Genomic DNA, 15,610 nt, shown 5'->3' on the forward strand with positions numbered 1-15,610 from the left:
ACTAATTCACAACGCAAAAATAAATTAATTTACAAAAAATATATAAAAAATATGAATAATTCCTACATAGGAGTGTGACAATGAAGAACGCATTTAAATTATTTAAAATGGATCTGAAGAAAGTAGCTAAGACGCCAGCTGTGTGGATTATCTTAGCAGGCTTAGCTATTTTACCATCGTTCTACGCTTGGTTTAACTTATGGGCAATGTGGGATCCATATGGCAACACGGGACACATCAAGGTCGCAGTCGTTAATGAAGATAAAGGCGACACAATCAGAGGGAAAAAAGTTAATGTCGGTAATACGATGGTTAATACACTCAAGAAAAATAAAAGCTTTGATTGGCAGTTTGTAAGTAGAGAGAAAGCTGATCATGAGATAAAAATGGGTAAATATTTTGCAGGTATTTACATCCCATCTAAGTTTACACATGAAATTACCGGGACACTACGTAAGCAGCCTCAAAAAGCAGATGTAGAATTTAAGGTGAATCAGAAGATTAACGCTGTTGCGTCTAAGCTAACAGATACTGGTTCGTCAGTTGTCGTTGAAAAAGCGAATGAACAATTTAATAAAACAGTAACTCGAGCATTATTAGAAGAAGCTAACAAAGCAGGTTTAACTATTGAAGAAAATGTGCCGACAATTAACAAGATAAAAAATGCGGTATATTCAGCAGATAAAGCTTTACCTAAGATTAATGACTTTGCGAATAAAATTGTATATTTGAATAACCACCAAGCGGATTTAGATAAATATGCGAATGATTTTAGAAAACTAGGAAATTATAAAGGTGATATTTTAGATGCTCAGAAAAAATTAAACGAAGTCAATGGTGCTATTCCGCAACTTAATGAAAAGGCTAAGTTGATATTAGCTTTAAATAATTATATGCCGAAAATTGAAAAAGCGTTAAATTTTGCAGCTGATAACGTGCCAGCGCAGTTCCCTAAAATTAATCAAGGACTTAACATTGCGAGTCAAGGTATTGACCAAGCTAATGGACAGTTAAATGATGCCAAAGGCTTCGTCACACAAGTTAGAAGTAGAGTCGGTGATTATCAAGATGCAATTCGACGCGCGCAAGATTTAAATCGAAGAAATCAGCAACAGATTCCTCAAAATAGCGCGGCGAACAACGAAACATCAAATAGTGCACCTGCAGCTGGTAATGGTGTAGCATCAACGCCACCAAGTGCACCAAGTGGCGATACTGCACCAAATAATAATGTTACGCAAAATACCGCACCAAATAATAATGTTACGCAAAATACCGCACCAAATAGTAATAATGCGCCTGTATCGACTACACCACAAAGTACAAGCGGGAAAAAAGATGGTCAAAGTTTTGCAGATATAACAACAACACAAGTCAGCACAGCTAACGAGAACACACAAAACATTACAGATAAAGATGTTAAATCAATGGAAGCGGCATTAACGGGCTCTTTATTATCATTATCAAATAATTTAGATACCCAAGCGAAAGCTGCACAAAAAGATAGTCAGGCATTACGTAATATTTCGTATGGCATTTTAGCATCGGACAAGCCTTCTGATTTTAGAGAGTCTTTAGATAATGTTAAGTCCGGTTTAGAATACACAACTCAATATAATCAACAATTTATCGATACATTAAAAGAGATTGAGAAGAATGAAAATGTTGATTTATCAAAAGAAATTGATAAGGTAAAGGCAGCTAATAATCGAATTAATGAATCATTAAGGTTAGTTAATCAATTAAGCAATGCATTAAAGAATGGTAGTTCAGGAACTGCTGAAGCTACTAAATTACTAGATCAACTGTCAAAACTAGATTCATCATTATCATCATTTAGAGATTATGTTAAAAAAGATCTTAACAGCTCTTTAGTATCAATATCACAACGTATTATGGATGAATTGAATAAAGGGCAAACGGCATTGTCTAATGTTCAGTCTAAGCTAAATACAATTGATCAAGTCATCAACAGTGGTCAATCTATTTTAAAAAATGGTAAAACACGTATCGATCGTTTACAAACAGTATTACCAAGTATTGAACAACAATACATTAGTGCTGTTAAAAATGCTCAAGCAAACTTCCCTAAAGTGAAAAGTGATGTAGCGAAAGCAGCTAACTTTGTACGTAACGATTTACCACAGTTGGAGCAACGTTTAACCAATGCGACAGCAAGTGTGAATAAAAATTTACCAACGTTATTAAATGGTTATGATCAAGCGGTAGGATTACTAAATAAAAATCAGCCACAAGCGAAAAAGGCTTTATCAGATTTAGCTGATTTTTCTCAAAATAAGTTGCCTGATGTTGAAAAAGATTTGAAAAAAGCGAATAAAATTTTCAAGAAATTAGACAAAGATGATGCAGTCGACAAATTAATCGACACGCTTAAGAATGATTTGAAGAAGCAAGCGGGTATTATTGCAAATCCTATTAATAAGAAGACTGTTGATGTTTTCCCAGTTAAGGATTATGGTTCAGGTATGACACCATTCTATACTGCACTGTCAGTATGGGTAGGTGCACTCTTGATGGTAAGTTTATTAACGGTTGATAATAAACATAAGAGTCTAGAGTCAGTCTTAACGACAAGACAAGTGTTCTTAGGTAAGGCAGGATTCTTTATAATGCTTGGTATGTTGCAAGCACTCATTGTATCGGTTGGAGATTTGTTAATCCTAAAAGCAGGGGTTGAGTCACCTGTATTATTCGTACTTATAACGATTTTCTGTTCGATTATTTTCAACTCAATCGTATATACGTGCGTATCATTACTTGGTAACCCAGGTAAAGCCATTGCAATCGTATTGCTTGTATTACAAATTGCAGGTGGTGGAGGAACATTCCCAATTCAAACTACGCCACAATTTTTCCAAAACATTTCGCCATACTTACCATTTACGTATGCCATTGATTCATTACGTGAAACAGTAGGCGGTATTGTTCCGGAAATCTTAATTACAAAATTAATTATATTAACGTTATTTGGCATAGGATTCTTCGTTGTAGGTTTAATTTTAAAACCTGTAACAGATCCATTGATGAAGCGCGTATCTGAAAAAGTTGACCAAAGTAACGTTACAGAATAAAAATGAAATCCACACACTAGGGTTCTATCACCTTAATGTGTGGATTTTTATGTTTTTAGACAGAAGAGATAGTAATTTCTGTCTTTTATGGGACGGGTGTTATCATTGCTATTATCCAGGATGACTTACTATAGCACTAATATTACCGACAAAGTGAATATCCTCGTCTTCCGTAGTTAAAATAAAGCTAGAACCTTTTTGGATGTCATAGTGCTTATCGTTTACTGCTAAAGTGCCAGTACCATCGATAATTGTAACTAAGCAATAAGCATGTGGTTTATTGAATTTTAAATCTCCATGAATATCCCATTTATATACTGCAAAATATTGATTATCTACAAATTGAGTTACAGTGTGTGTGTCGATGTGAGTTGTTATAGGAGTAGTATTTGGTTCATGATTGCCTAATTCAATCACATCTTTACTTTGCTCTAAGTGCAAATCACGCAATTGACCATTTTGATCTCGTCTATCATAGTCATAAATACGGTATGTCGTATCGGATGATTGTTGTGTCTCTAAAATTAAAATACCCGAACCAATGGCATGGACAGTGCCAGCAGGAACATAATAAAAGCCACCGGGCTTAACAGGTATACGTTTGAAAAGACTGTCAAATTCATGATTATCAATCATGTCGATTAACGTCTGTTTATTATGTGCATGTACGCCATATATAATTTCAGCACCTGGGGCTGCATCTAAAATATACCAACATTCTGTTTTACCTAGTTCGCCTTCGTGTTTTAAAGCGTAATCATCATCCGGATGAACTTGAACAGATAATTTATCATTGGCATCTAATACTTTAGTTAGCAGAGGGAAACTATCTCGTGAATCATTATCGAATAATTCACGATGTTGTGACCAAAGTTGATCTAGGGTCATATCCTTGTATGGACCATTGATAATTGTATTAGGACCATTTGGATGTGCAGAAATTGCCCAGCATTCACCAGTTGTTTCATTAGGGATATCATAGTTAAATGCTTTTAATGCATGACCGCCCCAAATTCTGTCTTTAAAAACGGGTTGTAAAAATAATGCCATAGTTAAAACACCTCTATATTTTCATTAATAAGTTGTAAATTTCTGTAGTACTGTTTGCATTAATTAGTGATTGGCGTGTCTCATCATTCATTAACGCTTTAGATAAGCGCTGAAGTATTTTTAAATGTGTATCCTGACTGTTGTTTGGTACGGCAATTAAGAATATCAATTGAGGTAGACTACCATCTAGACTTTCCCATTTAACACCATGATTATTTTTCATAACAGCTACAATCGGTTGTTTTACAACATCAGACTTTGCATGTGGAATAGCCACGTTCATGCCAATAGCTGTCGTAGACTCCATTTCACGTTCTAGGATTGCATTTTTTAAATGTGATGTGTGCTCTACATAACGGCAAATTTTAAGTTTATGAATCAACATATCAATTGCTTCGTTTCGAGACATGTCGTAATCAGTAATTATCATAGTTTGTTGATCAAAAACATGAGAAGGTTTATTGGGATGTGAATGTTTCGCGGTGTTATCTACATTGTCAACCTCTGTATCATGTTGTGTTATATCTGTATCATGAAGTTGCGTGTGTTGCGCTGGTGCATCTACTGCTATAACTGGTGTATTGCGTTTTAATAATAGTACAGTAATCATTGTGACAAGACTACCTACTATCACTGCAAAGGTAAACCATAATATATGATCAATACCACCTAATACAGCCACAATTGGACCTCCATGTGCGACTCTATCGCCGACACCACCGATGGCTGCAATGACTGATGCAATCATTGCACCAATGATGTTTGCAGGTATAATGCGCAATGGATCTTGCGCTGCGAAAGGAATAGCACCTTCAGTAATACCAAATAGTCCCATAGTGAAGGAAGCCTTACCCATTTCTCTTTCGGAATGATTGAATTTATACTTTTGAACAAACGTTGCTAAACCTAAACCGATTGGTGGTGTACATACAGCAACTGCGACCATACCCATAACGGCGTAATTACCTTCAGCAATAAGTGCTGAGCCAAATAAAAATGCTACTTTGTTTACTGGACCGCCCATATCGAAGGCGATCATCGCACCTATAATCATCGCAAGTATAATAATATTAGCACCTTGCATACTTTTTAACCAGGTTGTTAATGCCTCAAAAATATTAGAAATTGGTGCACCGATTAAAAATATAAATATCAATCCTACAACGACCGATGAAATAATGGGAATAATAATGATAGGCATAATTGGTGCCATTGCTTTTGGAACTTTAATATCTTTAATCCACTTTGCGATATAACCTGCTAAGAAACCAGCAACAATACCACCTAAAAATCCTGCGCCTGCATCACTGCCATAAAAACTACCGTCAGCAGCGATAGCGCCGCCAATCATACCAGGAACGAGACCGGGCTTGTCAGCGATACTAACAGCGATATATCCAGCTAGTATTGGGACCATAAATTTAAAGGCTAAACTACCAATGTTTTCAATGGATTTCCAAAATGAATCATCTGGGATGACTAATCCTTTTGATGTCGTTTCACCGCCTAGAGTCAGCGCGATGGCGATAAGGAGTCCACCAACTACGATAAAAGGAACCATAAACGATACACCGTTCATTAAATGTTGATACACCATTTGAATACCACTTTTAGACTTATCGCGATCTTTCGAATGATAATTTGTTTCAGATTGATAAATAGGCGCATCTTGATTAATGATACGTTGAATTAGATCTCTCGGATTATGAATCCCTTCGCGAACATTTTCATTAATCAACCGTTTACCAACAAATCGGGACAGATCAACTTGTTTATCAGCTGCAATTATGACACCGTCAGCTTCTTCGATGTCTTGCGTAGTTAAAACATTTTCAGCACCAACACCGCCCTGTGTCTCTACTTTAATATCCACACCCATTTCTTTTGCTACCTGCTCAAGTTTTTCTTGAGCCATATATGTATGTGCAATGCCATTTGGGCATGAGGTAATAGCTACAATTTTCATAAAATCATCTCCTTTTCTATATTGTAAGCGCATTCTCGATACTAAAAAAAAGAATAATTACCGTTACTAGTGGCAATTATTCTTGTAAGTATTCAAATAACTGTTGCTTTAAACTATGATCATCTAAACTACATAAATGGTTCACTGAATCATCATCCAAGTTAGCAATTAATTGCATCATTTGTTTTGTAAAAGCTTTGTCTTTATGCGAAATCGCTAAGAAAAAGACAAGTTTGACATCGTGTTGTCGCCAAGGAAAAACATCTTTTGTACGAAAAATAAGCACATGTGATTGTAAAACTTTTTCAGGATCTCCATGAGGAATCGCCATAAAATTACCTATGTATGTAGAAGATGATTTCTCACGCTCTAAAGCTGATTCGATATATCCTTCTACAATCGCATGATGTGCTTGTAATATTTTTTGAGCTTCTTCAAAAATTTGCACAGTATGTCGTGGTTTTTGTTCAGTATTTACGACAAGGAAATTGACAGTGTCCATATGATGATGTGCTTGAACCGGATTTTGCTTTTGCTTCACAACGTGTCTGATTTTGTGACGGTCATCTTCAGAAAATAATGGTGCAACCTTGATAATCGTTAGGTGCTTAGGAAGTATGTTTAGCGTTTGTTTTGGAATATCATGGGTCGTTATTAATAAATCTACATTGTCAAAGTGATAGTGTGTTATATTTTCTAGTTTAATCGTATTTATCACTGACAACTCTTCGGATAAGTTATTTATTTTAGTTTCTAAAAAATTCGACACACCTAGACCATAATAACAAGCGATGACTACATTTAATTGTGTTTTGGTACGACGCTCGATGGCAGCTTGAAAATGAATTGTTAAAAAGGCAATTTCATCTTCGCTCATCTCTATATCAGTATCAATTGCTAATTTATCAATCGCTTCAAAAAGTGTGTTAAACACAAAGGGATAGAGTTTTTTAATCTCTATAACTAAAGGATTGTTTAAATAAATGTTTTGAGTGATACGTAAATATGCTTTACTAAAATGATTATATAAATTTTGTTGTAAAATCGAATCTTCATTGAAAGGTACATGAATATGTTGCTGCATCAATTCGATTAAGCGATCAATATAACTTTGTATAAATATACGTTCTATGCCAATATCGAGTTTATTAAAATGATAACCAATAAAGAATGAAAACATATTGATTGCTTTTTCGTTCAAGTCATAACCTAATCTTTCGTTGATTTGCTTAATGCAAGATTGAGATATCAATTTTGCATCGTGGTTTAACGTGTCTAGCTCACTTAAAGATTGCTTACGTTTAATGATTAAAATGAGATGAATTAAAAGCTGTTGTATTTGAATATCAGTTGTTTCAATACTATGTTGTTGAAGTGTCTCTTGTATAATATGCGAAATCATCCTTTGGTGTGAATCAGGTAATTCATTTAAAATTAGGTCTTCAACATGTACATGCCCTGATGATAATTGATTTAAATGGATGATGGCATTAGTGATATCATTATCTGTTCCATCGACCACAATACCTTGTTTTTTCTTGATTGTTAAAGCGATATTAAATTTTTGACACCATTGTTGAATTCGAACGAAATAGTCGTTGAGCACAGTTTTAGATAATAGATAATCTTGCTCTAGTTGTTGCAATGTCTGCGATTTATTGTGCATTAGCAGTTGATACGCCATAGATAATAATAGTTTTTCTTTATATGATTGAATATGCGTGTAACGTTCAGTTATCGTTTCTAAGGTATACTGCGATGTATTTAATTGATATCCTTTAGATTTAATACTTACGATGATATCATCCATAAAATTGCTATTGATAACATGGATATCATTGCGAACTGTGCGGTTTGAAACATTGACATGTTCAGCAATTTCATTAGAACTAATGTGCTTTGATGGATTTTTAATAAAAAACTGGAGTAGTTTTAAGTGTCTATCAAGCATTTAACATGTACCTCCTTTCTAAATTTTCCGTGTAAGCGTTTTTAAAGGTGTATTAATATTATTAAACATGAGAGCTTATACATACGTCAATGACATTAAAGCGAACTTTTATATGAATTTAACAGAGTGCGAATTATGCAAATAAAGAACAGCAGTAAGATATTTCAAATAGAAAAATATCATACTGCTGTTTTTCTGGATTTATGTACCTGATACTTGTGGACGTATCAGGTAAATGATTAATTTTTAGGTGATTGTGCTTGAGGTGTTTGTTTAGAAGGCGTATTGGTATTATTTGATTTATTAGCAGGTGGTGTGTTCTGTTGTTGATTATTTTGGTTGTTTGTTGACGATTGACTGCCACCACCGTGAGTATTATTTTTATTTGAATTTGAGTCTTTTGGCTGAGCTGGTTGCGTATTCGAAGGTGCTGTTGAATGGTTGTTAGGAACATTTGACGGTAAAGATGGTTGATTGTCATTAGTAACGTTATTGCCATTATTTTGATTTTTATCTGCTTTGTCTGCACTATCATCTTGTTGATCATTTTCTTCGGTGTCTGTCTTTTTATGCGTAGCTTTATTTTCTTGTTCTTGGTTATTACTTGATGATGTAGAATGATTTATTGCAGCATAAATTGCGAACCCAAGTGCTCCGATTAATACGATAATTACGATGGTAATAAGAAGTTTTTTCAAATATAACGCCTCCATGTTAATGAAAAGTAGTCGATACGTGAAGCTAAATAATTTATTTCAATATTGCCATAATCATTTTAAAAAATAAATATTAGAAAATTAGACGATATTAATATTTTCATTGTTTTTTGTGTACTTCAATTAGTATAACAAAACTGTTATGTATTTATAAATATAATCATTAGTATTTTTATGGCTGAAAAAGTTATAATAAAAGTGTGAGGAATAAAATATTTGTATGGAAAAGAGAGATAATTATGAATAAAACCAGTAAAGTTTGTGTAGCAGCAACATTAGCATTGGGCACACTGATTGGAGTAACAGTTGTTGAAAATTCGGCGCCAACAAGTAAACAGGCACAGGCAGCAATAACCCCATATTATACTTACAATGGTTATATTGGTAATAATGCTAATTTTATTCTGGATAAGAATTTTATTAACGCGATTAAGTATGATAACGTGAAATTCAATGGTATTAAATTAGCTAAAACGAATACGATAAAAAAAGTAGAGAAATATGATCAAACTTTTAAAGGTGTTTCCGCAAAAGGAAACGAAGCAAGTCAATTGCAATTTGTAGTTAAAAATAATATTTCATTAAAAGATATCCAAAAAGCTTATGGCAAGGACTTGAAAAAAGAAAATGGTAAAACAAAGGAAGCTGATAGCGGTATTTTTTACTATCAAAATGCTAAAAAGACATTAGGCATCTGGTTTGTCGTTGATCATAATAGAGTTGTCGAAGTAACAGTTGGACATACACCATACAAAACAAGTAAATAAAATAATAGCATATTAAGGCTAGAGTGTGAGGAGTGATACCGCATTCTAGTCTTTTTTATTAAATAATAACGATTGTTGCGTCTTACATAGTTGTTTGAAATTGATAAAAATGTTTATTTGATCATGCTTATTTAAATAGTTATCTCACATATTTCAAGCATTGATTAAGTATATAGAGCACTATTTTGTATTTGTTAATATTTTCACAAAAATAAAGCCTTGATAAATTTTAAAATATAATTAAGCTCAATTTTTAAAATTTTATTTAGCCACAGATAACATTTTTAAAAAAGAAAAGAATCAATAAATAAAATCAACGAACAAAAAGTATCGAAATAAATAGAAATAATCATTTACTTTTCTAAAAAATTAAATTAATATTTTATTTATAAGCTGTTTTTAAGATTTCAGGAGGAATGAAATGTGAGGAAATTTTCAAGATATGCATTTACAAGTATGGCAGCAGTAACCTTGTTGAGCACTTTATCACCAGCAGCATTAGCGATTGATTCAAACAATAAACCAGCTAATTCTGATATTAAATTTGAGGTGACTCAAAAGAGTGATGCGGTCAAAGCATTAAAAGAATTGCCTAAATCCGAAAATGTAAAAAATATTTATCAAGATTACGCTGTTACTGATGTAAAAACTGATAAAAAAGGATTTACGCATTACACATTGCAACCGAGTGTTGATGGTGTTCATGCACCTGACAAAGAAGTGAAAGTACACGCAGACAAATCAGGAAAAGTCGTTTTAATCAATGGGGATACTGATGCGAAGAAAGTAAAGCCAACGAATAAAGTGACATTAAGTAAAGATGACGCAGCCGACAAAGCATTTAAAGCAGTTAAGATTGATAAGAATAAAGCGAAAAATCTTAAAGATAAAGTCATTAAAGAAAACAAAGTTGAAATCGATGGTGACAGTAATAAATACGTTTATAATGTTGAGTTAATTACAGTGACACCAGAAATTTCACATTGGAAAGTTAAAATTGATGCTCAAACTGGCGAAATTTTAGAAAAAATGAACTTAGTTAAAGAAGCTGCAGAAACTGGTAAAGGAAAAGGTGTACTTGGCGATACAAAAGATATTAATATCAATAGTATTGACGGTGGATTTAGCCTAGAAGATTTAACGCATCAAGGTAAATTATCAGCATTTAGCTTTAATGATCAAACAGGTCAAGCAACATTGATTACTAATGAAGATGAAAACTTCGTAAAAGATGAGCAACGTGCTGGCGTAGATGCAAATTATTACGCTAAACAAACATATGATTATTACAAAGACACATTTGGTCGTGAATCATATGACAACCAAGGTAGTCCAATTGTTTCATTAACGCATGTTAATAACTACGGTGGTCAAGATAACAGAAATAATGCCGCATGGATTGGTGACAAAATGATCTATGGTGATGGTGATGGTCGCACATTCACAAGTTTATCGGGTGCAAATGACGTAGTAGCACACGAATTAACACACGGTGTGACACAAGAGACTGCGAACTTAGAATATAAGGACCAGTCAGGCGCTCTAAATGAAAGCTTTTCAGATGTTTTTGGATACTTTGTAGATGACGAGGATTTCTTAATGGGTGAAGATGTCTACACACCTGGAAAAGAGGGAGACGCTTTACGCAGCATGTCAAACCCAGAACAATTTGGTCAACCAGCTCATATGAAAGACTATGTATTCACTGAAAAAGATAATGTTGGCGTACATACGAATTCTGGAATTCCAAATAAAGCAGCTTATAACGTGATTCAAGCAATAGGGAAATCTAAATCAGAACAAATTTACTACCGAGCATTAACGGAATACTTAACAAGTAATTCAAACTTCAAAGATTGTAAAGATGCATTATACCAAGCGGCTAAAGATTTATATGACGAGCAAACAGCTGAACAGGTGTATGAAGCATGGAATGAAGTAGGCGTGGAGTAAAAATATATAAACAAGAAGAAGTAATGTTAAACACTTATAAATAATTAAATTTTAAATACAGCTTATATATAGGGTATACCTACATTGATTATTGACTTTGTAGGTGTACCCTCTTTTTGTAATTAGATGAGAGGAGTGTGAGGGTTGTCTACCGAAAGACTACTCGGCAGTCTAAAATCATTACTAGTAGCAAATATGTGATAATTAAATGCTGACTTAGAATACAAAATTCATTTTAAAAGTTGTCACAAAAAATTTACATGTATTTTTATTATCTTTTGCAAAACAAAGTGTTAAATTATAAATGAAACATGCATGAATTTATTTTTTAATACAAGAAACGTAACTACCAAAGGAGTTTACAATATGAAGAAAAGTAAACGATTAGAAATTGTTTCTACAATAGTTAAAAAGCATAAGATTTATAAAAAAGAACAAATCATTTCATATATTGAAGAATATTTTGGTGTAAGATATAGTGCAACAACAATTGCTAAAGACTTGAAAGAACTTAATATATATCGTGTCCCTATCGATTGTGAAACATGGATTTATAAAGCTATTAATAATCAAACAGAACAAGAGATGAGAGAAAAGTTTAGACACTATTGTGAACATGAAGTTCTAAGTTCAATCATCAATGGTTCATACATTATCGTCAAAACCTCACCTGGTTTCGCCCAAGGCATAAACTATTTTATCGATCAGCTAAATATAGAAGAGATATTAGGTAGGGTGAGTGGAAATGACACTACATTAATCTTAACTGCCTCAAATGATATGGCAGTATACGTATACGCAAAATTATTTAAATAGACATGTATCAAATGAATAATAAAAATTTGTTTCGTATCACGTGTACTCAAGTTAGTTACCAAATATTAACTTGTGTACGCGTTTTTTTATGGAAAGAAAGAATTCATAGTCATTCATTTGACTGTATAAAAAACTTTATACAACATGTTTTTGCGGGTATTTTCGAATAAAAAATGTATATTTTGACCCAAAACACCTTTATTTATGTATAAAAATCCATTATTATGTATTGTATAACAAAAATATATGAAATTTTCGACTTTCTTTATGTGAATATAATCACATGTAAGCGTTTGAAGATTGTCTATACTCTAAATGAATTCAAAGATAAAAGGAGGAAATAGACATGACAGATGGTCCAATTAAAGTAAATAGCGAAATTGGAGCTTTAAAAACTGTGTTACTTAAGCGTCCTGGAAAAGAATTAGAAAATTTAGTGCCTGATTATTTAGATGGATTACTATTCGATGATATTCCATATTTAGAAGTAGCTCAAAAAGAGCATGACCATTTTGCACAGGTGCTAAGAGAAGAGGGTGTTGAAGTACTTTACCTTGAGAAGTTAGCAGCTGAAAGTATTGAAAATCCTCAAGTAAGAAGTGAATTTATTGATGATGTATTAGCAGAGTCTAAAAAAACAATATTAGGTCATGAAGAAGAAATTAAGGCATTATTTGCGACACTTTCTAATCAAGAACTTGTAGATAAAATAATGTCAGGGGTACGTAAGGAAGAAATTAATCCGAAATGTACACATCTAGTAGAGTATATGGATGATAAGTATCCATTCTATTTAGATCCAATGCCAAACCTTTATTTTACTAGAGATCCACAAGCCTCAATAGGACACGGTATAACAATCAATCGGATGTTCTGGAGAGCACGACGACGAGAATCAATATTTATTCAATATATTGTAAAGCATCATCCTAGATTTAAAGATGCGAATATTCCAATCTGGTTAGATCGAGATTGCCCATTCAATATTGAAGGCGGCGATGAACTTGTTTTATCTAAAGATGTCTTGGCTATAGGCGTTTCAGAACGTACATCTGCACAAGCTATTGAAAAGTTAGCGCGACGTATTTTTGAAAATCCGCAGGCGACGTTTAAAAAAGTAGTAGCAATTGAAATTCCAACTAGTCGAACATTTATGCACTTAGATACAGTATTTACAATGATAGATTATGACAAATTTACAATGCATTCAGCCATTTTAAAGGCAGAAGGCAATATGAATATATTTATTATTGAATATGATGACGTAAATAAAGATATTGCCATCAAACAATCTAGTCATTTAAAAGATACTTTAGAAGACGTACTAGGTATAGATGATATCCAATTCATTCCAACAGGAAATGGTGATGTCATTGATGGTGCTAGAGAGCAATGGAATGATGGCTCAAATACATTATGTATAAGACCAGGTGTTGTAGTGACTTACGATAGAAACTATGTATCGAATGATTTATTGAGACAGAAAGGCATTAAAGTCATTGAAATATCTGGTAGCGAGTTGGTACGTGGACGTGGGGGTCCTAGATGTATGAGTCAACCACTATTCAGAGAAGACATTTAACGTAATAAATTATAGAAACGAGGGTGAAAATAATGACAGAAATTCAAAAACCGTATGATTTAAAAGGCAGATCATTATTAAAAGAAAGTGATTTTACCAAAGCAGAATTCGAAGGACTTATTGATTTTGCAATTACATTAAAAGAGTATAAGAAAAACGGTATTAAGCATCATTACTTATCTGGAAAAAATATTGCACTACTATTCGAAAAGAATTCGACGAGAACGCGTGCAGCGTTTACAGTTGCGTCTATTGATTTAGGTGCGCATCCAGAATTTTTAGGGAAAAATGATATTCAATTAGGCAAAAAAGAATCTGTAGAGGATACTGCGAAAGTATTAGGTAGAATGTTCGATGGTATTGAATTCCGTGGTTTTTCACAACAAGCTGTTGAAGATTTAGCGAAGTTCTCTGGTGTGCCGGTGTGGAATGGATTAACAGATGATTGGCATCCTACACAAATGTTAGCTGATTTTATGACAATAAAAGAGAATTTTGGATATCTAGAAGGAATAAACTTAACTTACGTTGGAGATGGACGTAATAATATTGCACATTCATTAATGGTAGCAGGTGCTATGTTAGGTGTTAATGTAAGAATTTGTACACCTAAATCATTAAATCCAAAAGAGGCATATGTTGATATTGCAAAAGAAAAAGCGAGTCAATATGGTGGTTCAGTCATGATTACGGATAATATTGCAGAAGCAGTTGAAAATACAGATGCTATATATACAGATGTTTGGGTATCGATGGGTGAAGAAAGTGAATTTGAACAACGTATTAATTTATTAAAAGACTATCAAGTGAATCAACAGATGTTTGATCAAGCTGAAAATAGAATGCATACAATTAAGGCAGTAATGGCAGCAACATTGGGGAGTTAATCACTAAATGGAACGATATGAATATGATGTGTCTGATGATATAAGTGTCATGTACAGACACCTCATATTTGTATTAAAGGAGAAATGAATATGAACGAATCAGGAGATAACAAACTCAGTAAATCTTCTTTAATTGGACTAGTTATAGGATCCATGATTGGTGGCGGTGCGTTCAATATAATGTCTGATATGGGCGGTAAAGCCGGTGGATTAGCCATTATTATTGGTTGGATTATTACAGCTATAGGAATGATTTCATTAGCGTTCGTATTTCAAAATTTAACCAATGAACGGCCGGAGCTAGACGGTGGTATTTATAGTTATGCTCAAGCAGGATTTGGCGATTTTGTAGGCTTTATCAGTGCTTGGGGATATTGGTTCTCAGCGTTTTTAGGCAATGTTGCCTATGCAACACTATTGATGTCAGCAGTAGGTAACTTTTTCCCGATTTTTAAAGGAGGCAACACATTACCAAGTATTATTGTCGCCTCGTTACTACTCTGGGGTGTCCATTTCTTGATTTTAAAAGGCGTTGAAACAGCAGCATTTATCAATAGTATTGTTACTGTTGCAAAGTTAATACCGATTTTACTTGTAATCATATGCATGATAATTGCATTCAATTTTGACACTTTTAAAACAGGCTTTTTCGGTATGACGTCAGAGGGTGTATTGCCATTTAGTTGGGCGAGCACAATGAGCCAAGTTAAAAGTACGATGCTAGTGACAGTATGGGTGTTTATCGGTATCGAAGGTGCAGTAATTTTTTCTAGTAGAGCTAAAAATAAAAAAGATGTAGGTAGTGCCACGTGAAATGCTCCCTTCAAAGT

The 15,610-nt window shown here is 33.6% G+C and carries 11 protein-coding genes and 1 pseudogene; 8 read left to right on the top strand and 4 right to left on the bottom strand.

Annotated features, from left to right (window positions below):
- Positions 1-80 precede the first annotated feature (80 nt).
- Positions 81-3,092: a YhgE/Pip domain-containing protein gene (locus JV528_RS04245; RefSeq protein WP_204177608.1), complete on the top strand. Its 3,012-nt coding sequence runs from the start codon at positions 81-83 to the stop codon at positions 3,090-3,092.
- A 111-nt stretch (positions 3,093-3,203) separates the two neighbouring features.
- Here the strand turns inward: JV528_RS04245 and manA are convergent, their stop codons facing one another.
- From manA to JV528_RS04265, 4 genes are all read right to left on the bottom strand, one after another.
- A complete protein-coding gene (gene manA, locus JV528_RS04250) occupies positions 3,204-4,142 on the bottom strand; it encodes a mannose-6-phosphate isomerase, class I (RefSeq protein WP_204177609.1) in 939 nt (312 codons plus the stop codon).
- 13 nt (positions 4,143-4,155) lie between these two features.
- A complete protein-coding gene (locus JV528_RS04255; RefSeq protein WP_069990124.1) occupies positions 4,156-6,108 on the bottom strand; it encodes a PTS fructose transporter subunit IIABC in 1,953 nt (650 codons plus the stop codon).
- Between the two features lie 76 nt (positions 6,109-6,184).
- Positions 6,185-8,059, bottom strand: a complete 1,875-nt coding sequence (locus tag JV528_RS04260) for a BglG family transcription antiterminator (protein WP_204177611.1) — start codon at positions 8,057-8,059, stop codon at positions 6,185-6,187.
- Between the two features lie 239 nt (positions 8,060-8,298).
- Positions 8,299-8,757 (bottom strand): hypothetical protein, encoded by a 459-nt coding sequence (locus tag JV528_RS04265; protein ID WP_000734788.1) that lies wholly within the window; start codon positions 8,755-8,757, stop codon positions 8,299-8,301.
- 257 nt (positions 8,758-9,014) lie between these two features.
- On the opposite strand from JV528_RS04265, the gene isaB reads away from it, so the two are divergent.
- The 7 genes and pseudogenes from isaB to JV528_RS04300 all read left to right on the top strand — a co-directional run.
- Positions 9,015-9,542, top strand: coding sequence for an immunodominant staphylococcal antigen IsaB (isaB, locus tag JV528_RS04270; RefSeq protein ID WP_001044560.1), 528 nt, complete (start codon positions 9,015-9,017; stop codon positions 9,540-9,542).
- Positions 9,543-9,965: 423 nt separating this feature from the next.
- Positions 9,966-11,495, top strand: coding sequence for a M4 family metallopeptidase (gene aur / locus JV528_RS04275; RefSeq protein ID WP_204177613.1), 1,530 nt, complete (start codon positions 9,966-9,968; stop codon positions 11,493-11,495).
- A 366-nt stretch (positions 11,496-11,861) separates the two neighbouring features.
- Complete coding sequence (locus JV528_RS04280; protein WP_204177615.1) at positions 11,862-12,311, top strand: arginine repressor; 450 nt, start codon at positions 11,862-11,864, stop codon at positions 12,309-12,311.
- Positions 12,312-12,313: 2 nt separating this feature from the next.
- Positions 12,314-12,481: a hypothetical protein gene (locus JV528_RS04285; RefSeq protein ID WP_103204700.1), complete on the top strand. Its 168-nt coding sequence runs from the start codon at positions 12,314-12,316 to the stop codon at positions 12,479-12,481.
- Positions 12,482-12,657: 176 nt separating this feature from the next.
- On the top strand, positions 12,658-13,893 hold the full coding sequence (gene arcA / locus JV528_RS04290) for an arginine deiminase (protein ID WP_000129411.1): 1,236 nt from the start codon (positions 12,658-12,660) through the stop codon (positions 13,891-13,893).
- A gap of 32 nt (positions 13,894-13,925) precedes the next feature.
- Positions 13,926-14,780 carry an ornithine carbamoyltransferase gene (gene argF, locus JV528_RS04295; protein WP_204177617.1) on the top strand — a complete coding sequence of 285 codons (855 nt, stop codon included), beginning with the start codon at positions 13,926-13,928 and terminating at the stop codon, positions 14,778-14,780.
- A 90-nt stretch (positions 14,781-14,870) separates the two neighbouring features.
- Positions 14,871-15,590, top strand: a pseudogene (locus JV528_RS04300) (amino acid permease); the annotation flags it as partial.
- Positions 15,591-15,610 lie beyond the last annotated feature (20 nt).

The sequence above is a fragment of the Staphylococcus sp. GDB20D11A genome (genome assembly GCF_016893255.1).
Classification (GTDB): Bacteria; Bacillota; Bacilli; order Staphylococcales; family Staphylococcaceae; genus Staphylococcus; species Staphylococcus aureus.